Annotated in this window: 20 protein-coding genes; 4 read left to right on the top strand and 16 right to left on the bottom strand. The window is 48.7% G+C overall.

Annotated features, from left to right (window positions below):
- Positions 1–33: 33 nt before the first annotated feature.
- The 9 genes from mobB to A3844_RS19675 all read right to left on the bottom strand — a co-directional run bounded on the left by mobB (position 34) and on the right by A3844_RS19675 (position 7,153).
- A complete protein-coding gene (mobB, locus tag A3844_RS19715) occupies positions 34–606 on the bottom strand; it encodes a molybdopterin-guanine dinucleotide biosynthesis protein B (RefSeq protein ID WP_074108283.1) in 573 nt (190 codons plus the stop codon).
- A gap of 19 nt (positions 607–625) precedes the next feature.
- Positions 626–1,927, bottom strand: a complete 1,302-nt coding sequence (locus tag A3844_RS19710; RefSeq protein ID WP_074108282.1) for a molybdopterin molybdotransferase MoeA — start codon at positions 1,925–1,927, stop codon at positions 626–628.
- 203 nt (positions 1,928–2,130) lie between these two features.
- The gene (locus tag A3844_RS19705; RefSeq protein WP_074084502.1) at positions 2,131–2,634 is read right to left on the bottom strand and encodes a DUF4178 domain-containing protein; all 504 of its coding nucleotides are present in this window, start codon (positions 2,632–2,634) and stop codon (positions 2,131–2,133) included.
- A 57-nt stretch (positions 2,635–2,691) separates the two neighbouring features.
- Entirely contained in the window at positions 2,692–3,102 is a 411-nt protein-coding gene (locus A3844_RS19700) for a DUF350 domain-containing protein (RefSeq protein WP_074108281.1), read from the bottom strand.
- 127 nt (positions 3,103–3,229) lie between these two features.
- Entirely contained in the window at positions 3,230–3,901 is a 672-nt protein-coding gene (locus A3844_RS19695; RefSeq protein ID WP_074084504.1) for a PspA/IM30 family protein, read from the bottom strand.
- A 62-nt stretch (positions 3,902–3,963) separates the two neighbouring features.
- A complete protein-coding gene (gene lpdD / locus A3844_RS19690) occupies positions 3,964–4,311 on the bottom strand; it encodes a prenylated flavin chaperone LpdD (RefSeq protein ID WP_074084505.1) in 348 nt (115 codons plus the stop codon).
- An 85-nt stretch (positions 4,312–4,396) separates the two neighbouring features.
- Positions 4,397–5,329, bottom strand: a complete 933-nt coding sequence (locus A3844_RS19685) for a dihydroorotate dehydrogenase (protein WP_074108280.1) — start codon at positions 5,327–5,329, stop codon at positions 4,397–4,399.
- A complete protein-coding gene (locus A3844_RS19680; RefSeq protein WP_074084507.1) occupies positions 5,322–6,026 on the bottom strand; it encodes a dihydroorotate dehydrogenase electron transfer subunit in 705 nt (234 codons plus the stop codon). Before A3844_RS19680 ends, A3844_RS19685 begins: the two co-directional genes overlap by 8 nt.
- Positions 6,027–6,112: 86 nt before the next feature.
- Entirely contained in the window at positions 6,113–7,153 is a 1,041-nt protein-coding gene (locus A3844_RS19675) for an NADH:flavin oxidoreductase/NADH oxidase (RefSeq protein ID WP_074108279.1), read from the bottom strand.
- A 253-nt stretch (positions 7,154–7,406) separates the two neighbouring features.
- Here A3844_RS19675 and A3844_RS19670 point away from each other — a divergent pair, with 253 nt between their 5' ends.
- Positions 7,407–8,300 (top strand): polysaccharide deacetylase family protein, encoded by an 894-nt coding sequence (locus A3844_RS19670; RefSeq protein WP_074108278.1) that lies wholly within the window; start codon positions 7,407–7,409, stop codon positions 8,298–8,300.
- Positions 8,301–8,390: 90 nt separating this feature from the next.
- Here the strand turns inward: A3844_RS19670 and A3844_RS19665 are convergent, their stop codons facing one another.
- On the bottom strand, positions 8,391–9,059 hold the full coding sequence (locus A3844_RS19665; RefSeq protein WP_083606936.1) for a 3D domain-containing protein: 669 nt from the start codon (positions 9,057–9,059) through the stop codon (positions 8,391–8,393).
- Positions 9,060–9,424: 365 nt separating this feature from the next.
- Between A3844_RS19665 and ppk1 the strand changes: the two genes are divergently transcribed.
- The gene (gene ppk1, locus A3844_RS19660) at positions 9,425–11,527 is read left to right on the top strand and encodes a polyphosphate kinase 1 (protein WP_074102064.1); all 2,103 of its coding nucleotides are present in this window, start codon (positions 9,425–9,427) and stop codon (positions 11,525–11,527) included.
- Here the strand turns inward: ppk1 and A3844_RS19655 are convergent.
- From A3844_RS19655 to A3844_RS19640, 4 genes are all read right to left on the bottom strand, one after another.
- Positions 11,493–13,022: a Ppx/GppA phosphatase family protein gene (locus A3844_RS19655; RefSeq protein ID WP_074084512.1), complete on the bottom strand. Its 1,530-nt coding sequence runs from the start codon at positions 13,020–13,022 to the stop codon at positions 11,493–11,495. The genes ppk1 and A3844_RS19655 overlap by 35 nt on opposite strands.
- Before the next feature lie 117 nt (positions 13,023–13,139).
- Positions 13,140–13,862: an amino acid ABC transporter ATP-binding protein gene (locus A3844_RS19650; protein ID WP_074084513.1), complete on the bottom strand. Its 723-nt coding sequence runs from the start codon at positions 13,860–13,862 to the stop codon at positions 13,140–13,142.
- Positions 13,849–14,508 carry an amino acid ABC transporter permease gene (locus tag A3844_RS19645; protein ID WP_074102065.1) on the bottom strand — a complete coding sequence of 220 codons (660 nt, stop codon included), beginning with the start codon at positions 14,506–14,508 and terminating at the stop codon, positions 13,849–13,851. The genes A3844_RS19650 and A3844_RS19645 overlap by 14 nt, the downstream gene beginning before the upstream one ends.
- A 143-nt stretch (positions 14,509–14,651) precedes the next feature.
- Positions 14,652–15,470 (bottom strand): transporter substrate-binding domain-containing protein, encoded by an 819-nt coding sequence (locus A3844_RS19640; RefSeq protein ID WP_074108277.1) that lies wholly within the window; start codon positions 15,468–15,470, stop codon positions 14,652–14,654.
- Between the two features lie 342 nt (positions 15,471–15,812).
- On the opposite strand from A3844_RS19640, the gene A3844_RS19635 reads away from it, so the two are divergent.
- On the top strand, positions 15,813–17,558 hold the full coding sequence (locus A3844_RS19635) for an alpha-glycosidase (protein ID WP_074084516.1): 1,746 nt from the start codon (positions 15,813–15,815) through the stop codon (positions 17,556–17,558).
- A gap of 110 nt (positions 17,559–17,668) precedes the next feature.
- Here A3844_RS19635 and glgA read toward each other — a convergent pair whose 3' ends face one another.
- Both glgA and glgB read right to left on the bottom strand, forming a co-directional pair.
- On the bottom strand, positions 17,669–19,093 hold the full coding sequence (gene glgA, locus A3844_RS19630) for a glycogen synthase GlgA (RefSeq protein ID WP_074108276.1): 1,425 nt from the start codon (positions 19,091–19,093) through the stop codon (positions 17,669–17,671).
- 42 nt (positions 19,094–19,135) lie between these two features.
- Positions 19,136–21,055 (bottom strand): 1,4-alpha-glucan branching protein GlgB, encoded by a 1,920-nt coding sequence (gene glgB / locus A3844_RS19625; protein ID WP_074108275.1) that lies wholly within the window; start codon positions 21,053–21,055, stop codon positions 19,136–19,138.
- 216 nt (positions 21,056–21,271) lie between these two features.
- Between glgB and A3844_RS19620 the strand changes: the two genes are divergently transcribed.
- Positions 21,272–22,495 carry a glucose-1-phosphate adenylyltransferase gene (locus A3844_RS19620; RefSeq protein ID WP_074084519.1) on the top strand — a complete coding sequence of 408 codons (1,224 nt, stop codon included), beginning with the start codon at positions 21,272–21,274 and terminating at the stop codon, positions 22,493–22,495.
- The last annotated feature ends 31 nt before the right edge of the window (positions 22,496–22,526 follow it).

The following is a 22,526-nucleotide window of genomic DNA, read 5'->3' as shown; positions in this document are numbered from 1 at the left end:
CTGCTGCATTGTTGGATTTCTATTATGAATTTTTCATATATTGAAATTTTGAAAATAAGACCGTTGCTGCCACATAAAGCTGGCTATCTCTGTCTTGTCGTTAATATCAAATCGGCGAATAGACAGATTCTGCAGCAGAGAAGGATGATCTTGAATCGAATTCCACATGGCCGCTGCAATAATATGGCTCGTCCCGCTAAGTATATTAAGATCTTCTTCACTACGGATCAATACGATTTTGGGATATCGTTCCTGCTTAAATCCCTCTACTAGCACAAAATCATACTCCGCAAAGGATTCGATCAGTTCATCCAGACTGCTTCCCCGTTCCTGAATGACTGATGTCCGTCCCCCGCTTGTGATGGCAACTGCCGAAGCCCCTGCCTGCCGCTGCTTCCAGGTATCCGTTCCCTCATGATCTATCTCAAATTCATGTCCGTCATGTTTAATTACCGCAACAGAACAGCCTCTCTGCCGCAAGAGCGGGATCAAGCCGCAGATAAGGGTCGTTTTACCACTATTTTTAAATCCGACAATCTGGCATACGGCAGGGCTGCTCCTTATATTCTTCAAGCACTTTTGCGATTGCTGTCTACGCCGCCTCATTTCAGCTGCCTCCCACCTTTTATGATCCAGCCATGCTCTCCAAGCCCCTAATTTCCCCGGGCAGCTTAAGCACTTTTACGGAATCACCTGCAGACAGGCCCCGTTCTTCAGGCGGAACCACAATTAAACAGTCACTGTCCTTGATCGTCACCATGACCGATGATTCGTCTATGCTGACCGGATAGGCGTAAAGGCGGCCCTCATGGATCTCAAGCCTGGAGCGGACAAACCGGGTATAGTTGTTCACTTTAGAATATTCTGCTCCAAGCACTGCTGTCCATTCCGGCAGAAAGGGCTGGACGGCTCCCTGCATTTGTAGGATAACTGGCCGAGCGAATAAATGAAATCCAACAAAACAGGCTCCTGGATTACCTGATAGTGCCAGCAAGAGCGTACCTCCACGCACAGCAGCCGTTGTCACACTTCCGGGACGCATGGTTACCTTATTAAACAACATGTCACCGCTGTTCTCGCGGATCAAATCACCCATGATGTCATAATCCCCGACCGATACCCCTCCGGTGGTAATCACCAGATCGTAGCTCTCAAGTGCCATCTGCACCTTGCTTCGTGCCAGTTCAATATCATCCACTATTGCTCCAAGCATTACCGGATCACCGCCGCTCTCCCGGACCAGTGCTTCCAGCATTGGCGAATTGCTGTTGCGTATTTTACCTGGAACAAGCGGTTCATGCACTTCCAGCAGTTCAGTTCCAGTTGCAAATATTCCTACCTTGGGTCTGCGGATCACCTTTACAAAAGGAATTCCGAAAGCCGCCAGAACTGCGATATCTCCGGCCTTAATCATCCTTCCTGCAGGAAGCACAAGCTCTCCTTCCCTCAGCTCAAAGCCAATCGGAGTGACATTTCGGCCCGCCTTGTGCAGCTTGCGGATGCCTACCTGGAGGAGACCGTCTACTTCTCTGCTCTCCGTAGCTTCAAGCATCACAACCGTATCCGCTCCCTGCGGTACCTGAGCTCCTGTCATTATGCGGGCAGCTGTCCCCCGCCGTATATCGACAGCTGGCACTGCTCCGCATGGAATGTTGTCCACAATGTCCAGCCAGATCAGATCCCCTTCATTCATCACCTCAGTATCAGCTGCAATAAGCGCATAGCCGTCCATACCAGAACGGTTAAAGGCCGGGAACGGATGCGGCGCATAGACAGGTTCAGCCAAATAACGTCCCGGACTTTGATATAAAGGCACTTCTTCTGTATCAAGCACCTTCGCATATTCAATGATCCTTGACTGGGCTTCCTTAACCTGGAGCGCCTTACGATGAAACTTAGAATGTGTTACTTCCTCTCTACTGTTCATATACACCCAACCTCTTCTATCCTGTATTTTTATTGCCCGAACAAAGCCGCCACTATTCTAACCTATTTTAACATGACAACCGGTGATACGATATTTGTTCAACGGTCTTACCCCAAAAAACAGATGCCTCCACAAAAAATGGAGGCATCTTGTCATGATCCATATGATAAAGCTGAAATTAGAAGAAACACTTGTACTGGGCATCAGGCGCGGATGACCTTTACATCTCCGGGGATCACCTTTTCACCCTCGTATAGCATAAACCGTCCATTCTGCCATTCAACGCGGAGAAGACGTGATTCATCGGACTGGTACTGCCAGACATGCTGTTGACCGCCGTTCATATAAGGAGTTTGACCTGTCACTGACGCATATCCCTCATATTCCTCTTCCAGATAATACGTATAATCGTCCAATTCCAAGGTTGCCGGGACCTCGGCAGGATCATCCAGACGCCCGTCAATCGGCTGATATAATGCGTACTGCAGCTGCTCCCGTTCTTCAATATGCAGGTAGGCAATACGGCTGCCGTCACGCAGGGTCAGAACCACAGCATTGCGGCCGCTGGTTTGCGTACGTCCAGTTACCTCATAGGTCACCAGCGATACCTCGCAAATATCTCCGGCTGACAGGTTCAACATGCTCTTGGGTACAGCCGGTGCCTCAGGTTTGGAGAAGATATTTCCAATACGTTTCCATATACTCAAATGAACCATTCCTTTTAAAGGTTTTGTACACACGCTTGATTTTGAATATCTAAGACCTCAGCCCTTGATAAAGGCCGCTATGATCAAAGCACCGGTCACATGCAGCGAGCCTGCCAATACACCGTAGCCTATTTTGCCCAGCATTGTACCATGATCCAGGTCGAGCTTCGCCCAGCGGAACAGAAGCAGTCTCACTAGTTTTTCCAAGAAGAATAACAGAACAAAGGATACTATAGAGACCACCAGTGCATCTCCCAAACTGTTCGTAGAGGCAATGGAGGACGATAGAATATAACCTTGTGCCAGCAGCTTAAGCACAAACCGCATGGTAACCGCCATATTTCCTGCCCGGATCTCTTCCAAATCGTTATAACGGGTAAAGAGCGAATCCACGTACATCAGCACACACAACAGTACTGAGCCGCTCACCGTCCATACCACCATGGACACCAGAATGTGGAAATCCATTGTTTAGCCTCCGATGTTCAGTCTGCCTGCCCTCACGGGCAGCATAGAGAAGGCGAAGGAGAAACGTTCTTTCTGTCTCCCCTTCGCCTGTGGACACCAGCCAAATATTGCGGCTTCTGCCAATATGTTATTGTTGTTTGTCGTACTGCTTCATCAGCGCAGCCAATTCATCTTCAACCGCCTGATCCTTGCCCAGCTTCTCGAATTCATCATCCAGCGATTTGTTGCCGGAGCTCATTTCGTTGCTGGCTTCTGCCTGGGCTTCCGCCTGCAGCATTTTGTCTTCCATACGTTTCAGACCGGCTGAAGCGGAATCGGAGCTGAAGCCGCTCATGGCTTTATTAATTTCGGTTTGGGCCTTAGCTGCATTGTAGCGTGCAACCAATGTCTCGCGTTTGTTCTTCATCTGGGTAAGCTGTTTGCGCATTTCCTCCAGCTTGCCGCGCAGATTATCCGCAGAGGCCTTGTTCTGGTCAAAACTCGCCTTGTATTCCACAAGCTTAGCTTCTGCAGCCTTCTTCTCTTCCAGAGCGCGGCGTGCCAGGTCAGCATTGCCAGCTTGAGCAGCAGCATGAGCCTGCTGATTACGTTTGTTCACGAGTGCTTCCTGTTCTTCATAGAGCTGCTTGAATTTTTTCTCAATGGCGATTTGGGCCGCTACAGCTTTTTCTGCATCTTCCAAATCCTCAGTCATGTCACGAATGTATTGGTCCGTCATCTTGACCGGATCTTCCGCTTTGTCGATAATTGCATTCACATTGGACATTGTTAAATCACGCAATCTTTTAAATATAGACATGGTTCATTCCTCCAAAATAAAAGTGAGTTGCTCATTTGTTATCTTTTACGCAGGAAGTGCCATTATCGTTTCAAATTTTGCCCAAATAAATATTGATCGACTTTAAAGTTTACAATTTCTACAACCCTTGCAATGCCTTCCTGGGTCAAATGGTCGTAATGAATGCCCATAACTACGGTAACCGTCCGATGAAGTGCAGCAGCAACACGCATTGCAATCGACTCTGTGATCGTATGCTCCTTATGATGGGGTACTGCTGACGTTGTTACCTTGACGTCACCCGCATCCAAATAAGCGGTACTGGCTGCGCCGATGTGACGGGCGCCCCCGGTAATCAGCAGCAACAAATCACGGCCGACCTCAGTGGCAGACAATTCAATATCGCCTGGGTCCAGCTCTGGAGAAGACATGAGTTTCTCCCCTTTTCCATTATATTAACCATTGCTCATAAAGATATCTCAGGGAAGAGAAGACTTGATTCTTCATTGAAATCATCTAGATGATGCCACGGATTTCATCCAGTGACGAAATGCTCTCCTCTATCATAAACTGCTGCAATTCTTCAACAAGCGTACTGCCTGCGCGCAAATTCATGAAGTTATACGTTCCAACCTGAATTACTGTTGCCCCGGCCATAATAAATTCGATAATGTCTGTAGCCGAAGTGATTCCGCCCATGCCGATTACCGGAATCGTTACCCGCTTCGCTACCTGGTGCACCATTCTCAGTGCCACCGGCTTGATCGCAGGCCCGGATAATCCGGCATATAAATTATTGAATACGCTACGGCGGCGGCGGACATCAATCTTCATCCCAGAGATCGTATTAATCAGTGAAATGGCATCTGCGCCTTCCTCCTGGCACATTTCAGCCATTCCCGCGATATCCTCAGCGTTCGGGGACAATTTCACGGCAAGCGGCAGCTTGGTTGCGGCTCTCACGGCACGGACTACCTCCTGTGCAACAGGAGTTTTGACACCAAATGCGATCCCGCCTTCCTTAACGTTAGGGCAGGAAATATTCAGTTCAATCATATCCACTGCAGGTTTACCGGCAGCACTTCGCGCATCGGCGTCACGCTGAATCAACTCCGCACCCAGCACATAGTCATGCAGAGTGTTGCCTCCCAGGTTCACCAAACGGGCAGTATCCAGCGTTTCCCAATAAGGAAGTTCTTTGGCGAGAAATGCTTCAACACCCGGATTCTCTAGGCCGACACTGTTCAGCATGCCCGAAGCCGTTTCAAATACACGGACACCAGGATTACCGGCCTTGGCATGAAGTGTAAGACCTTTGCCGGAGATGCCCCCTAGCAGCGATACATCATAGAGCTTGCTATATTCACGGCCAAACCCGAAAGTTCCGGAAGCCATGATGATCGGATTCTTAAAGTGGACACCTGCTATATTGGCTGTCAGATTAATCATTGAAGATCACCTCATCCGCGAGGAATACCGGTCCGTCAGCACAAGCCTTACGCTGACCGTCACGGCAGGAGACACTGCATACGAGACAGGCGCCAATTCCGCAAGCCATACGGTTCTCCAGAGATAAATACACGTTAGGTCTCTTGCCAGCCGTTTCTGCGGCTATGCCTTTCAACTGAGCAGCTTTGAGCATCGGATGAGGTCCGCAGACAAAAATATGATCATAGCTGGTAAAATCTACGCTATCAAGCACTAAACCCCCAACATTGACTGTCAGTTCGGCAGCCAGAGGACGAAATGCTTCTGTACGAAATGCTTCTCGGCTGAAGCCCAGATAAATATCACTGCCAGGAAGCTCTTGGGCACAATAATACAGAGGCGCGATCCCAATTCCACCGCCTACCAGAGCAACCTTTCCCTCAACCGCCGGAAATCCGGTGCCAAAAGGTCCTTCGAGCTCAACAGAATCTCCGGGTTCCAGCCCAGCCAGTATCTTCGTTCCCTCACCCACCACATGATACAAAAAATCCACACCATCTTCGTTTACTTGATGTATGCTAAGCGGTCTGGACAGCAACGGATAGGCTCCCCATGCCCGCAACATGTAGAATTGCCCCATCGTTCCCCCGTGATCCCCCTCAACCCGAAGGTGATACACTCCATCCGCCAGCCGTTCGTTACTAATCACCGTCGCCAAGTTATCAAGCTCCTTCAAATTTAATCTTAATAACCATGCCTTAGAAGGAACTTAAAATCTGTGATAAAGTTCACATTCATAAGTGTCTATTTCCGTTTCCAAACTCCGCGTTCGTATGGCTTAGGCACATTAGCCTTATCAACTCCGCCAAGGGCTTCCTCGGCGTGAAGCGCCCAATACGGGTCACTTAACATCCCCCTGCCTACAGCTACAAGCTCTACTTTTTCCTCAGTCACAATAGACTGCGCCTCTTCATAGGATTCAAGGCGTCCGACTGCAATTACAGGGATCTGTAGCCCGCTGCGGATGTACTCTGCCAGATCAACCTGGTAGGCCGGCCCCGCATTGGGTCCACCATTTGATCCAATCGGTCCTTCACCGCCTGAGGACACATGAAACATATCCACTCCAGCAGCCTTGTAGCGCCGGCAGAATTCAAGAGCGTAGGTTTCATCATAACCGCCTTCTACGTATTCCTTGGCGGAGACCCGCATAATCAGCGGCATTTCAGCGGGAAGCACCTCCCGTACTGCCCGGGTCACCTGTTCCCCGAATAGCATCGGGTCTGCACCGTATTCATCATCTCTGACATTGGTCAGCGGAGAGTGAAACTGGTGAATGAGATAACCGTGTGCACCGTGAAGCTCAACGGTATCAAATCCTGCATCCACAGCCCGCCGTGCACCTTCACGGTAGGCTGCAATCAGTTCAACGATTCCTTCTCTTGTGAGCGCCTGCGGCGTCTTGGAGTTGGCGTCGAAAGAGATAGCTGAAGGTGCAACGGGAGGATCGGCATCCAGCGCCTTTCGGCCAGCATGTCCTAACTGAACAGCTATTTTGGCGCCATGAACATGTACAGCTTCAGTCAGTCTCCGGTACGCTTCAATTTGTTCATCGCTCCAGATTCCTGTATCTTGATTTGAAATCCGTCCATCCGGATGGATACCTGTCATTTCCACAATTATGAACCCGGTACCGCCGATGGCGCGGCTGACGTAATGAACGAAATGCCAATCATTTGGAGTACCATCCTGCTTGACTACAGCGTATTGGCACATTGGGGGCATCACGATCCGATTTTTTAAGGACAAAGCCTTTAACTCATAAGGAGCAAATAAATCCGGCATTTCCATTCCTTCCTTTCCGTTGTTCACGTATTCAATTTCGGGTTATTCTCCAATTTAGTATACACGTATTTTCTGCGCCGATAAATCTTAATCAGAAGCACGATAATCCAGCATAATTCAGTCTGCGGAAGGGAATAACAAGACAAGCATAATCATTCCCCGGAGATTCCAATCCCGATATTGTTTTTCTGTACAGGTTCCATTTATATAGTAAAAGTTTGGTTGCAGTATCATAAAAAGGAGGCGTACCTTGATGAAAAGCCTGCAGATAAGCCGATATCTGCTCATTTTAGCGATTGTCTGCTTCTGTCTGCTCAGCCCCGCTTCCGCCGGAGAGCTTGCAGCAGCCCATCCTGAGTTTCCCGGTTTGTTCCCACAGCTGGATAGTGGTACGAGACCTGTAACAGCACCCATAGAAGATCAGGCGATCCCCGCAGGTTCTTCACGTTCAGCGTCCCAATCACAAAAACGGGCAGAAACCCTTACCCTCAGCCAACTGCTGCGCAAATATCCTGAAACGATCAAGACACAAGGACCGCGGCGCAAACATATTGCACTCACATTCGATGATGTGCCGGACCCCCGATTTACTCCACAAGTGCTTGATGTACTGCGCAGGCATCATGTTCACGCCACTTTCTTTGTCGTGGGCAGCCGCGCAGAGAAACACCCCGATCTTGTGGCCCGGATGATCAAGGAAGGCCATGCCATCGGCAATCATTCCTATAACCATCCGAAGTTTGGTGAAATCAGTGTAAATGCTTTTAGGACACAGATTATCCGTACGGAAAATATCATCAATACGATGGCCGGCTATAAGCCGCGGCTGATCCGTCCTCCCTATGGAGATATCAGTGAACAGCAGCTGAAATGGGCCAAAGTCCATGGATACAAGCTAGTGAACTGGAATGTAGACTCCCTGGACTGGAAAGGTCTGTCGAAATCACAGGTACGGAATAATATCATTACCCACGCAGGCAAGGGCTCCATCATCTTGCAGCATGGCGGCGGGGGCCGGGGCAGCAATTTACGGGGAACAATCCAGGCTCTCCCTGAAGTGATCAACATCATGCGTAAACGGGGTTATACCTTTGTCACCGTCCCGCAGATGCTCCAGGTCAGCAAAGAAAAGGAAGTAAGAAAATGAATATTAAATAGCACTGAACCTGAGATCCAAAAAAAAGGAAACGAGGACTGCCGGGCTTCGGCATGTTTCGTTTCCTTTTGAGTCTTGAGTCTATTCAATCACATACAGCTGCACATATTGGAAACCGAAATCTGAAACAAAGCTTTGACTGCCAGGGATAAAGATATCGATGCGGTTCCCTTTGATCGCACTTCCCATATCCGTTGCAGTGGCAAGAAATGCCTGCTTAGGCAACCCGGGATGGGAATACCCGGTTACCAGTACCTGGGTCCCAAGCGGGATCACACTAGGATCCACAGCAATGGTACCCAGCTTCAGCGGATTGCCAAAATAGTCAACTGCACCCCATTTGCCATTCTCGCTGGCTGCAGAGGAATAGGCTGTTGCTTTCACCTGAAGCACTTTACCGTAGCTGTATTCTTTACCCCAGGCTTGAACTGTGTTGCTCTGCGGTTCTACACTTAAGAGTGACACTCCTGTTGATTCCTTAGCTGAGGGTTCAGCAGCCGCAACATTCTGTGTTTTGAGAATGCCAGGGATTGAGAGCCTAAGTCCAGGATAAATATTACTCGCTGGAATATCCGGATTGGCATCCATAATTTTATCCATGCTTATGCCATAATGATTGGATAGAGTATAATAGGTGGTAGTATCTCCTGCGATATGTATACTGTCTGCCTGGACGGGTGCGGCTTGTATCAGAGTGCTGATTCCTATGGCTGCAGCGAGTGCTGCAACGGCTCCAAATTTGATTTTCATGATTTCCTCCTTCATTAGTAGCGCAGTCAGACCCGGGGAAGATCCCTGTTCATGCTGCTTCAAAATAACTCCGGACGTATGTATGTTTCCTTATGCCCTGGTGTTTGTAAAACTAACAGTTATTAATATATCACAACTTTGTAACCTATGCCTAAGAAATTGTTACCATTTTGACAGAAATGGAGTTTTGAAGCGTTATCATTTGATTTAAAATTAACATATCTTTCAAAAATGCAGCTGAAAATTCATTATTTCGTTGCATCTTCTGAACATTTTCGCGCAAATTTTACACAGATTTAACATTTCTCGCTTGAGCAAATAGTAGAATGATAGAAGACAAAGACATTGAAGCACTTGGAGGGTCTATGAACGTGAATGCAGAAGAGAAAAAGAACATCCATACCAGCCCAGCAACAGCATATCTGAACCGTGATCTAAGCTGGATTGAATTTAACCGGCGTGTCCTCCAGGAGGCACAGGATATGGATAACCCGCTTATGGAGAGGGCCAAGTTCCTGGCGATTGTCTCCAGTAACCTGGATGAATTCATCAGTGTCCGTGTAGCGGGGATTCAGGATCAGATCCGGGCAGGCTATACAAAAAAAGATTTTACCGGTTACACCCCCTCCGGCCTTTATAAGCGCCTAATCAAAAGGGTCACTAAAATTATTGCCGACCAATACAGAACATTCCGGGATATCTCCAGAAGTCTGCATAAAGAAGGTATCGTGTTTGTAAATTACGACGACCTTACGCAGGCGCAGGAGCTCTCGATTGAACAATATTACCGGGATATTATTTTCCCTGTACTGACTCCAATGGCCGTAGACCAGAGCCGGCCTTTCCCGCTCGTTCACAGCCAGTTTATCTATCTTGCGGTCGTGCTGACACGAAAGGGTAGTCTGGAAGAGGATCCTTATTTTGCAATTCTGCAGATCCCTTCCAATTTGCCCAGATGTATTCCACTTCCCCACCGTTCCAACAGCAAAAAACGTCAGTTTGTGTTTATTGAGGATGTAATCCGCCATCATATCCAGACTTTATTCAGCGGTTATGATCCAGTGGCTGTTAGTGAATTCCGCTTAACACGCAATTCCGACCTTACTATTGATGAAGAAGGTGCGGAAGACCTGCTGGAAGAGATTGAAAAGGAGCTGCGCAAACGGCGGAGAGGTGTTCCCGCCCGTCTGGAAGTACAAAAAGGGATTCATCCTTATGCCCTGGAACAGCTGCAGGCTGAATTCGAGCTTGAAGATTTCGTGTTTGAGGTGGAGGGGCCGCTGGATCTTGGTTTCCTGCGCGGTTTTGCAAACAGTCTAAAGGGCTTCTCCTATCTCCATGATGCTCCTATCGAACCGCTCTATCCGGCTGAATTCGATGAGAACGAGGATTTCTTCGAGGTGCTCCGGGAACGTGATGTACTGGTATACCATCCCTATGAATCCTTTGATGCAATGACGGACTTCATCATTCAGGCTTCAGAGGACGAGCAGGTCATGGCTATCAAAATGACATTGTACCGCGTCAGCGGCAACTCTCCACTGATTACAGCACTGGCCAATGCCGCTGAATCGGGCAAGCAGGTCACTGTAGTCGTGGAGCTAAAGGCACGCTTCGATGAAGAGCGCAATATCGCCTGGGCGCGTAAGCTCGAGCAATCGGGCTGTCATGTAGTATACGGTCTGGTTGGCCTCAAGACTCATGCCAAGGTTACGCTGATTGTCCGCCAGGAAGGGCTTGAACTTCGCCGTTATGTGCATGTCGGAACAGGCAACTACAATGACAGCACGGCTAAGGCTTATACTGACCTTAGCTTGTTCACCGCCAATAATGAGATCGGCCTGGATGCCTCCGAGCTGTTCAACCAGATGACAGGGTATTCCGCCAATTATGACTGGAACTCCTTCATCGTTGCACCAACCAATATGAGCCTTTCGCTTCAAAAGCTGATTCTGCGTGAAGCTGAGCATGCCGCCGCCGGGCGTCCATCCCGGATCATCGCCAAAATGAACTCCCTCTCCAATCAGGAGGTCATCGACAATCTGTACAGCGCAGCCCAGGCAGGAGTACCGATTGATCTGATTGTGCGCGGGGTGTGCTGCCTGCGTCCAGGGATTGAAGGACTTAGTGAACGCATCACTGTACGAAGCATTGTGGACCGTTTCCTGGAACATTCCCGGATCTATTATTTCGAGAACGGCGGCAACCCAGAGGTCTACTTGTCCAGTGCCGACTGGATGACACGTAATCTTACCCGGCGTATTGAATTGATGTGTCCCGTGAAAGACAGCCAAATCCGTAAACAGATTGTCAAGATTCTTGATCTGACGCTTAAGGATAATGTAAAGTCCAGTTTCCTGCAGCCGAACGGATACTACGAGCGTGCAGACGACAAAAAGGCCCCTTTCCGGAGCCAGTTCGCCGCTATGGATGTTACCCGCTGGAAGGGAAGCCGAGCTTTACCTTGAGCCCCCAAACATTCCTGAACGTTTTGAGGGCATTCTCAATGTCCTCCAGACCGATCAAGAGCTCACCGGCACCCTGCAGCTCCAGATCAAGCGTATTGCCGTGGAGGCGGGCTTCTAGTCCGCTTACGATACCAATCTCGGTACTATCCAGCGCAATGCATAGCTGTACGAGTGTACCAAGCTTATGAATCCATTCTTCGTCGGAAGCCAGTAAAATGTCCTTGTAGGTCTGGGACAATTTCTGCTTCCGGCTTTTTGTGCTGTAGGAGGCAATCAAAGCTCCCAGAATCAGCTGACGGTGGGTTAGTCCGCGGATCGGAGAGTTCATCAGCCAGTACCGCGTATGCCGCTTGGATTGATAATGGTTAATATTGGAGCCGGTCCGATGCAGCATGATTGACACGTAGATCAGCATCCGTTGCTCATCCCGGTCCCCTTCTGCACCAAATGCATCAAAGAGGCTGAGTGCCAGCTTAAAGATATGATCCAGATGCCGCTTCGATGTACGGATATCAAACCGGATGATCGTATTGAGACTGAATTCCAGCGCACTCTCCCGCACAGGCTGCTCCGGTTCGAGCAGGTCATGCAGCATGCCTTCCCGCAGGCCCTCTCCACTGATTAATGCCTCGCTGGCGCCAATATACTTGTAAACCGTGTGGAAAATAATCAGCCCCGAGACGATAATATCCCCACGGCTCTTGGACAGCCCCTCCAAATCTTTGCGCTTCTCATACGGAATAGTAGGCAGTGTCTCCATAAAGTGATCTATGGTCTCACTGGATAAGGTATAGCCGTGTGAATTCGGAAGGGAATAATCCCGCATCTTCTGGTCCAGCTTCCCCAGAGAGCGCAGAGTTCCACCAAGCCCGTAAAGCGGGAGTCCTGCCCCGCTGTTCAGCCAGTCATGCTCTACTAGTCTCCCTATCACATAGGCCTGAAGTTTACGTACTTGGTCTCCGTTCCAATTGCCACCATGGCTGAACATCAGATTTGTATTGACCGCACCGAACGGAAAAGAAATACTTTGCTGGTAGCGTCGTCCCCGAAATAAGGTGATTTCCGTGCTTCCGCCACCGATATCAATTACAAAGCCATCCTGAACATCAAAGGCATTAATAACGCCCAAAAATCCAAAGTAAGCCTCCTGGTGTCCGCTGATGACTTCAATATGAATCTCTGATGCCTCTGAAAGGTAGGTGATAATCTCCTCGGAATTTGCCGCATTGCGGATAGCCGCAGTGGCGCCGGCGCGGATTTTATCAACCTCAAAGGCGCTGCAAATCTCCTTGAACTGGTGCAGAACAGGAACAATGGTATTCATGTCCTTCCGCTCCAGCCTGCCGTCTTTTGTGATCTTTTCACTCAGACGAGCGGAGTATTTGCACTCCTTGATGATTTTGTAGCCTCCTTCTAGCGTAGTATCATATATTACAAGTCGAATAGAGTTGGAACCAATATCAATAATGCCAATCCGGCAAAGATCATCTCTCATCTGTATGTACTCCTTTTCAAGTTGATTGGACATTTATGTATACTATATCACCCATTCCGCTGCGAACCAAAAACAAACGGCCGCCGGAGAAAGGTTCCGGGGCCGTTTGGAGCTAATCTATAGAACTTTACTTAAGAAATCCTTCGTCCGGTCATGCTTTGGATTGCCGAAAACCTGCGACGGTTCGCCTTCTTCCACAATCACGCCGCCGTCCATGAACAAGATGCGGTCGCCTACTTCACGGGCAAAGCCCATTTCATGGGTAACGATTACCATCGTCATGCCATCTTCAGCCAGTTTCTTCATGACCTCCAGCACTTCACCGACCATTTCAGGATCAAGCGCCGAGGTAGGCTCATCGAACAGCATTACATGCGGCTGCATGGCGAGAGCCCGCGCGATGGCAATCCGCTGCTTTTGTCCACCGGAAAGCTGAGACGGATAAGCATCCCGTTTATCTGCAAGACCAACAGTGCGCAGCAGTTCAGTAGCGATTTTTTCTGCTTCTGATGCGGGCTGCTTTCTCACTTTCAATGGAGCCAGCATAATATTCTGCAGTACAGTTTTGTGCGGAAACAGGTTGAACTGCTGGAAAACCATGCCCATTTTTTCCCGCGTCACGTTGATGTCATGCTTCTTGTCTGTAATTGATTCACCTTCAAAAGTGATTTCTCCGCCTGTAGGCTGCTCCAGCAGATTCAGACAACGCAAAAAGGTACTTTTGCCCGATCCGCTGGGGCCGATAACGACGACCACCTCTCCTTTTTGGATCTGCAGGTCAATGCCCTTCAGGATTTCCAGCTTACCGAAGCTTTTTTGCAGGTTCTTAACGGTGATCACCTGTTCTTAGCCTCCTTTCCAATAAACCAAGGATCTTAGACAATGTAAATGTCAGAATAAAGTACATTACAGCAATTACGAGCAAGGGATTCAGCCCTTCGTAGCTTATAGATGTAACGGATCTCGCTTCGAACAACAGATCGGCTACCCCAATCATTGAAACGATGGAAGATTCTTTAATGATGGTGATGAACTCATTACCGATAGCAGGCAGTACATTCTTGATGGCCTGGGGCAAGACTATATAACGCATCGTCATCCCTTGCCGCATACCAAGCGAGCGTGCTGCTTCAACTTGTCCGCGGTCCACACCTTGTATCCCGGCACGGAAAATCTCAGCGAGATACGCGGAGCTGTTAATAGTCAGTGTGATTGCCCCGGATTGAATCGGCGAAAACTCTATGCCAAATTCAGGAAGGCCGTAATGGATTAAAAACAGCTGGACCAGCATTGGTGTTCCACGCAGGAATTCCACCCAGGCTGTCGCAATGAAACGCAGTATCCACCACTTGGACATACGAAGCAAGGAAACTACAATGCCGAGCACAAATCCGAAGAATACCCCCAGCACAGCCAACAACAGCGTGTACTTCAAACCGGAAAGGAAAAAATTGCGGTACTCATAAGCAATATCGAATACATTCATTTTTGGCATAACCTCCTGTCTGCAAAAAAATAGAAAACAGCGGATCACCGCCATTTTCATATCCACTCTTATTATTAAACCTTCCCCCGCAACATGCTGCAGGGGCAGTTAAAAGTAACCCTCCTAAAAGCAAGCCAGAAACATTACTTCTCGGCAAGCTCGCTGGCAGCAGCAACATACTCGTCAATCTTGCCTTCGGCTTTCAGGCGGGTCAGTGTCGCGTTAATTTGTTTCAGCAGTTCATCGTTGCCTTTTTTCACGCCAATTACATAACCGTCATCTGCAACCTCAGGTTTGGCATCTGTAATCGCCAGTCCTTTGACGTTCTTCACGAAAGCTTTGGCAACAGGTCCTTCCATAATAGAAGCATCTACACGGTTGGATTGCAGCTGCAGCACGATTTCGGAAATTTTCCCCAAGGAAGTCAACTGAGCACCTTCAATGCCTTTGGCGATGTCTTCCTGGATGGATCCGGTCTGCACACCCAGCTTGATACCTTTCAGGGAATCCATGGTTGCAAACTTGTCTTTGTCGGCTTCCCGCACAACAACAGCCTGCTCTGCTTTATAATAAATATCAGACAGTCCTACCGCCTTCTCACGCTCTGGAGTTGGACTTAGTCCGGAAATCACCATATCCACTCTGCCGCTGGACAGCTCATTGAGCAGGGAATCGAAGTTAAGGTCCTTGATGACGAGTTCAGCGCCCATATCCGCCGCAATATCTTTGGCAATGTCGATATCAAAACCCACAATGGTATCTTTGCCATCCACTACTTTATGGAACTCATAGGGAGGAAAATCCGCACTGGTTCCCAAAGTAAGTGTCTTGGCAGCAGCTTTGGTAGCTGTATTCGCACTGGTGTCCGTAGCTGCACTATTGTTTTTGTTATTGTTGCCGCAGCCGGTCATCAGACCTGCTACCAGCACCATTCCTAGTGAAAGTTTACCCCATTTGTTCATTCTGTGTATCTCCCCTGTTCTCTTTAAGTTCTTAAGTTCTCTAAGTTGTCCCATTGACCGATTTATTATAAATCACTACGCATGAATATGCAAAGACAAATTTGTGACAAAGCTTGCTAAATGCAGAAGGAAAATCAGGAGCACTGCTCAGTCCCCCAACCATTTTGCACATGCTGTTAAAAGAAGTATATACTATATACTATGTACTATCTCCAATTACTCCCGGAATAACCGTGTTGGTTCATGCAGTCTCTGCCGGTGGTATTAACTTCTGAACTCACAAAACCTAAATTTATGTTTACCAAGCGAGTTTTATGCACAAAACTTTTAGGAGGTGCAATCATGCTAGTTGAGGCTATGTACCATGTTCCCCGCGACAAGTGGGCTTATGCCTACGATGCAAAGACTATACATCTGCGTGTTCGCACCAAACGGGATGATGTGGACTGTGTAGTAGCGCTTACCGGGGACAAATACAATTGGAAAGATACTTCTTACGATATTATGATGGAAAAAGCGGCCTCGGACGACATGTTCGATTATTGGGAAGCCGCGGTCCGGCCTAAATATAAACGCCTTAGCTACACCTTTCGTGTGAGCAAAGGCAACGAAACGGTATATCTGCTCGACAATGGCATCCGTTCGGAATGCCCGCAAGCACCCAACCATTTCTATGAGTTTCCCTACATCCACCAAATCGATCTGTTTCAGGTTCCAAAATGGGCCAAGGATGCGGTGTTCTACCAGATTATGACGGAACGGTTCGCCAACGGCGATCCTTCGAATGATCCGGAGGGAACGGAGGAATGGGGCGGGAAGCCGAAGCTGGACAACTTTTTTGGAGGAGATCTGCAAGGAGTGCTGGACCATCTGGACGATCTGCAGGAGCTCGGGATCAATGCGGTCTACTTCACTCCCCTTTTCGTGTCACCCTCCAACCACAAATACGATATTGTCGATTATAAGAAGGTCGACCCCCATTTCGGGGATAATGAGTTGTTCAAAACCGTTGTCGAAGAATGTCACAACAAAGGCATTCGCGTCATGCTGGACGCCGTGTTCAACCACTGCAGTGACAAGTTCCCGCCGTTTCAGGATGTTCTGGAGAAAGGCGAGTATTCGGTATACAAAGACTGGTTCCATCTGAACTCCTTCCCGGCCGAAATTGTCGACGGTATTCCTACGTATGACACTTTCGGTTTTTTTGGCAACATGCCGAAGTTCAATACAGCCAATCACGAGGTGAGGTCCTACCTGCTGGAAGTTGCTGAATACTGGATCAAGGAAATTAAGGTGGACGGCTGGCGGCTAGACGTTGCCAATGAAGTCGACCATCATTTCTGGCGGGACTTTCGCAAAGTAGTCAAAGCTGCCAATCCGGAAGCCTATATCGTTGGCGAAGTATGGAGTGACTCGTTGACCTGGCTGCTGGGGGACCAGTTCGATTCTGTCATGAATTATCCTTTTTCGGGTACGGTACTGGAGTTCTTCAACGGAGGGATGGACGGTATTACTTTCGGTCACCGGATTGGAGGCCTCCTGATGCGTTATCCGCAACAGACCAATGAAGTGGTCTTCAATTTGCTTGGCAGCCATGATACCCCCCGGCTCTTGACCGTATTAAACGAAGACAAGCGGAGACTGAAGCTGGCCGTTGTTTTTCTTTTTACTTTTATGGGTACGCCCTGCATCTATTATGGCGACGAAATCGGCCTTACCGGCAACGAGGACCCGGACTGCCGCAAATGCATGGAGTGGGATGAAGCGAAGCAGGATCGGGAGTTGTATGATTTTTACCGGATGATGATTGCGTTGCGAAAGGAAAACAAGGCGCTGCGGGAAGGCCGCTTCCGCATTCTGCAGGCGTGTGAGAATGACCCGTGCATCGTATACGAGCGCTCGGATGACGTGATTCATTTTACGGTATGGATGAACAATTCTCCGGAACCCCGTATCCTTAGCCATCCCATGGAAACCGACGATTGGCAGGATGCGCTTACCGGAGCGTCTGTCGCCCCGGAAGACGGCATGATGCATATCTCGCTCGACCCTTACGGGTACCGGATTCTCAGCCGGGACTTGGGCTAAATGTTCTGAATGGTCGCAGCACTGCCTTATGGCATCAGATAAACAAAGGACGTTCTGCAAAGATCAATATGATCTGCAAAACGTCCTTTTTATATACTTAAGCTTCTCTTCTACTCGAAAATACGGTTATAAATGTCAATGTACTGCTGCGCCGATACGTTCCAGCTGTAATCACCGGCAAACGCATTTTTGGTTACTTTTTTCCAGTGTTCCGGCTTCTGATAGAACGACACCGCCCGGCGGATGGTGTACATCATATCATGGGCGTTGTAATCCTTGAAGGTGAACCCGTTCCCCTCTCCGGTTTCCTCATTATAGGCATGTACGGTATCGTTCAATCCCCCTGTCTCGCGGACTACCGGAATACTTCCGTAGCGCAGGGCCAGCAGCTGGCCGATTCCGCAGGGCTCGAATTTGGACGGCATGAGGAACAGGTCGCTTGCCGCATAAATTTTGCGGGACAGTGCATCATTGAACAGGATTTGGGACGACAGCTTGGACGGATAACGCCACTGCGCCTCACGGAACCACCGTTCGTAGACTTCATCACCGGTGCCCAGCAGCACAAACTGGATATCATCATAATAGAGCAGCTCATCCAGCACACGCGTTAGGAGATCCAGACCTTTGGAGTCGACCAGGCGGGTGACCATCGCTAACATCGGGATATAAGGTGCGACCGGAAGTCCCAGCTCCTGCTGTAAGGCGAGTTTATTTTCGGCTTTTTTGGCCAAATTGGAACGGTATCGGGTGTAAATTTGCGGATCGCTGGCCGGATTATAGATCTTAGTATCGATCCCGTTGACGATCCCGCTCAGGCTGTCTGCCCGTGAGTTGAGCAGTCCATCCAGCCCATATCCATAATACGCCGTGCGGATTTCTTCAGAATACGTCGGACTAACTGTCGTGATATGATCGCTGTAGACAATGCCCGCTTTCATGTAATTCACATTCCCGTAATACTCTACACCGAGGAAGTAGCTGTCATCCAGACCCAGTAGTTCACCAAGCACCTCGTAAGGAAATACCCCCTGATACAGAAGATTATGAATGGTAAACACGGTACGGATTTCCTTGTAGAATGGATTGTGGCGGTAATGCCCCTGAAGAAGCATCGGAATCACCGCCGCATGCCAGTCATGACAGTGCAGCACATCCGGCTGAAAATCAATAATCTCCAGGCACTCCAGAACCGCACGGTTGTAGAAGGCAAAACGCTCGCCATCATCCATATAGCCGTAAATGCCGTCCCGTCCAAAATAATATTCGTTATCAACAAAGTATATCGGAATGCCGTCATATACCAACCGTTCAATGCCGCAATACTGATTGCGCCAGCCGATCGGTACACTCAGAACAGCAACATGTTCCATTTGGGAAACAAATTTCTCTGGAATCCCCCGGTACTTAGGCAAAATCACTCGGACATCCACACCTGCGCCTTTCAGCGCTTTGGGCAACGCTCCAATGACATCGGCCAGCCCTCCCGTTTTGACAAACGGATGGGCTTCAGCTGCAGCGAATAAAACCTTCATATCTCGATATCCCCCTTAATTGTATGGACTGCGGTCCCTTTTTTATTTTACTGCCTTTCGGCCTGATTTCTTCAACACCAGGAAGCTTAGTGGGGGAATGGTTAGTTCAATGCTGTTGACCTGATTGTGCCATTCATATTTGGTGCTCTTCATCGGATCATTGTGCATACCCGACCCACCGAATTCTATATTCTCCGAGCTAAACAGCTCCTCATAGGTCCCCGGGCGAGGAACTCCAATCCGGTACAATTGCCGTTCCACCGGTTGGAAATTGATGATGATCAGCAAGGTATCGACCGGTTTTTTGCCACGCCGGATATAAGAGACAATACTCTGGCCGCTGTCGTCGGCATCAATCCACTGGTACCCTTCCATATCATGATCAAGCTCCCACAATGCTCTTTCGTTCACATAGAGCTTATTCAGCGCAGCCGTGAAGGCCAGCATGCGGCGGTGGCTCTCATAATCCAGCAGCAGCCAGTCGAGCTGGTCCTGGTCCTTCCATTCGATATACTGACCGAATTCCCCTCCCATGAACAGCAGTTTTTTGCCGGGATGGCTGATATGGTAACCCAGCAGCAAGCGAAGGCCTGCAAATTTCTGCTCGTAGCTGCCTGGCATTTTGTCGAGGAGTGACTTCTTGCCGTGCACCACCTCGTCATGGGATAACGGAAGCGTATAATTCTCGGCATAGGCATAACAGATGGGAAAGGTCAACAAATGATGATGATACGGTCTCTCCCCGAAATCATGTTCTATGTAACCCAGTGTGTCATTCATCCAGCCCATGTTCCACTTGTAGTTAAATCCCAGTCCTCCCTCATGCACCGGAGCTGTAACGCCCGGCCAGGCACTTGACTCCTCCGCCATCATCAAAGCCTTCGGATAATAGTGGTAGATCGTCTTATTGAGTTGCTGAATAAACCGGATGGCATCCAAATTTTCCAAACCGCCATTTACATTTCTGCGATATTCATGATTCTTTTTTTCGAAATCCAGTCTGAGCATACTGGTGACTGCATCTACACGCATTCCGTCAATATGATACATCTCGAACCAGAACAGCGCATTCGATATCAAAAAGGATGAAATTTCCGGTTTGCTGAAATCAAAGGAAAGTGTCCCCCACCCCGGTTTCTCGGCCAGCATTGGATCAGCATATTCATACAGCGGCGACCCGTCGAACAATCGAAGTCCATGGGCATCTTTGGCAAAATGAGCCGGAACCCAGTCGAGGAGCACGCCGATGCCTGCCTGATGCAGCTTGTCGATCAGAAACATCAGATCCTGCGGTTCCCCAAAGCGGCTTGTCGCAGCAAAATACCCGGTGCCCTGATATCCCCAGGACAAATCATATGGATGTTCAGCGAGAGGCATGAATTCGACATGGGTGTAGCTCATTTCCAGCAGATAGGGAATCAGAAGCTCACTCATCTCACGATAAGTGAATAGTTCACCATCTTCTTTTTGGCGCCAGGTTCCAAAATGCATTTCGTAAATATTCAGCGGTGCCTGATAAGGTGCCTTGCTCCGCCGCCGCCAGGCAGCGTCCCCCCAGGTGTAGCCATCCAGTTCAGCAACAATAGAAGCAGTGGCCGGACGCACCTCCGCTTGGAAGGCATAAGGGTCTGCTTTGAGGAAGCTTGACCCGTCTGCAGCCACAATCCTGTATTTGTAAAAAGTTCCCGCTTTCATCTCCGGAAAAAAACGACTCCAAATTCCTGAATCGGGTATCTTATATAACGAGTCCACGTCTTCAGTTCCATCCCAGCCGTTATGATTACCAGCCAATCCTACATATGTCGCATGAGGAGCCCACACGGTAAAGCGTACGCCAGGTATTCCTTCTTCAGCGGCAATGTGCGCGCCCAGCATCGTATAGCTGCGATAATTCGTGCCCTCATGGAACAAATAAATATCATCGTTTGACGGGAGGTTAACAGTTGCTGATATATCGGCCAAATCATCACCACCTTCTAATATAGGATGCACCTTTAACATTACCCGAATGTGCCTGATTTGAAAATGATTTCGGGCAGAAAATCGGGGGTTCAAGAATTAAGAAAATTATTCATGTAATTTTTGCAGAGATAAGGCAATATATTTCACCTATGCGTTTCAAGTGCTTGCTGAGCGTGTATATTACAAGCATTGACAAAAAAATGGGAGGGATAACAAATGAGTAAAAAAGAATGTATCGCCATGCTTCTGGCAGGCGGGGAAGGCCGCAGATTGGCTCCCTTGACCTCCACCATGGCTAAGCCCGCAGTCCCTTTCGGAGGACAATATAGAATCATTGACTTTCCCCTCAGTAACTGTGTTAATTCCAATATTGATACTGTAGGGGTACTGACACAATATGAAGCTAATTCCTTGCACAACCATATTGGAGCGGGTGAGCCATGGGGGCTCCATACCCAGTCGAACAAAGGTGTGAAGCTGCTTCCTTCCGGCGTTGAAGGCAGAGACAGCTACACAGGAACAGCCGATGCTATTTATAAAAACATTGAATTTATTGACAGCCACAGCCCTGAGCATGTCCTAATTCTGTCGGCGGATCACATTTACCATATGAATTACAAGAAAATGCTCAATTATCATGTGGGCAAATCGGCAAAAGCCACCATTTCAGTCATGGAGGTGCCTTGGGATGAGGCCAGCCGGTTCGGTGTGATGAATGTGAATGAGGAGCTTAAGATTTCCGAATTCGCAGAGAAACCCAAGGTTCCAAAGAGCAATCTTGCTTCGATGGGAATATACTTATTCGATTGGAAATACCTCAAAGAGCATTTGCTGCGGGATGCAGCTAACCCTGCCTCCAGCCATGATTTCGGCAAGGATGTGATTCCAGCCATGCTGGATGGCCATGATGAATTGTTCGCATACCGTTTCAAAGGCTATTGGAGAGATGTTGGTACCGTCGACAGCTTGTGGGAAGCTCATATGGACCTGTTGCACGAAGACAAAGGCTTCAAGCTCGATAACTCCCGTTGGCCCATGTACAGCAGAGCCCGCAGGATAAAACCAGCTCCACATAAACCACGCCTTCAGATGCCTACCACTGACAGCCTGGTGAACGAAACCTGCCTGCTGGAGGGCAGTCTGAATCGTTCGGTTGTTTTTGGAGGAGTTGAAATCGGCAAGCTGAGCCTGGTTAAACAGAGCGTCATTATGCCTGGGGTAAAAATTGGCCGTGGGGTATTGATTGAGAACGCCATTATAGGCGAAGGTGCAGTCATTAAAGATGGTGCCGTGATCAAAGGCAGTGCAGAGAACATTGTAGTCGTTGGGCCACATGAGATCGTAGCTGCCAAACCGGTGATTAAGACCCAGCCTTCCCGTCTTTTGCAGGAAGTATACGAAAAAACAGGCCGTCTGCGTGCAGAAGGACTTCCTTCTTAACAACTATATATGTTCAAAAAAGGATGAGGAA

Source organism: Paenibacillus helianthi, from assembly GCF_001909055.1.
GTDB lineage: Bacteria > Bacillota > Bacilli > Paenibacillales > Paenibacillaceae > Paenibacillus_AQ > Paenibacillus_AQ helianthi.
Note: the sequence above shows the minus strand (reverse complement) of the source record. Positions and strands in the feature narration are given on the sequence as shown.

Excerpts from the sequence above, each read along its gene's own strand:
- lpdD (WP_074084505.1), bottom strand. The coding sequence starts at position 4,311 with ATGTCTTCTCCAGAGCTGGACCCAGGCGATATTGAATTGTCTGCCACT.
- A3844_RS19665 (WP_083606936.1), bottom strand. The coding sequence starts at position 9,059 with ATGAAAATCAAATTTGGAGCCGTTGCAGCACTCGCTGCAGCCATAGGA.
- mobB (WP_074108283.1), bottom strand. The coding sequence starts at position 606 with ATGAGGCGGCGTAGACAGCAATCGCAAAAGTGCTTGAAGAATATAAGG.
- A3844_RS19700 (WP_074108281.1), bottom strand. The coding sequence starts at position 3,102 with ATGGATTTCCACATTCTGGTGTCCATGGTGGTATGGACGGTGAGCGGC.
- A3844_RS19670 (WP_074108278.1), top strand. The coding sequence starts at position 7,407 with ATGAAAAGCCTGCAGATAAGCCGATATCTGCTCATTTTAGCGATTGTC.
- A3844_RS19710 (WP_074108282.1), bottom strand. The coding sequence starts at position 1,927 with ATGAACAGTAGAGAGGAAGTAACACATTCTAAGTTTCATCGTAAGGCG.
- A3844_RS19645 (WP_074102065.1), bottom strand. The coding sequence starts at position 14,508 with ATGAATGTATTCGATATTGCTTATGAGTACCGCAATTTTTTCCTTTCC.
- A3844_RS19675 (WP_074108279.1), bottom strand. The coding sequence starts at position 7,153 with ATGCCGGATTTATTTGCTCCTTATGAGTTAAAGGCTTTGTCCTTAAAA.
- A3844_RS19685 (WP_074108280.1), bottom strand. The coding sequence starts at position 5,329 with ATGATTAATCTGACAGCCAATATAGCAGGTGTCCACTTTAAGAATCCG.
- ppk1 (WP_074102064.1), top strand. The coding sequence starts at position 9,425 with ATGAACGTGAATGCAGAAGAGAAAAAGAACATCCATACCAGCCCAGCA.
- A3844_RS19695 (WP_074084504.1), bottom strand. The coding sequence starts at position 3,901 with ATGTCTATATTTAAAAGATTGCGTGATTTAACAATGTCCAATGTGAAT.
- glgA (WP_074108276.1), bottom strand. The coding sequence starts at position 19,093 with ATGAAGGTTTTATTCGCTGCAGCTGAAGCCCATCCGTTTGTCAAAACG.
- A3844_RS19655 (WP_074084512.1), bottom strand. The coding sequence starts at position 13,022 with ATGAGAGATGATCTTTGCCGGATTGGCATTATTGATATTGGTTCCAAC.
- A3844_RS19620 (WP_074084519.1), top strand. The coding sequence starts at position 21,272 with ATGAGTAAAAAAGAATGTATCGCCATGCTTCTGGCAGGCGGGGAAGGC.
- A3844_RS19640 (WP_074108277.1), bottom strand. The coding sequence starts at position 15,470 with ATGAACAAATGGGGTAAACTTTCACTAGGAATGGTGCTGGTAGCAGGT.
- A3844_RS19635 (WP_074084516.1), top strand. The coding sequence starts at position 15,813 with ATGCTAGTTGAGGCTATGTACCATGTTCCCCGCGACAAGTGGGCTTAT.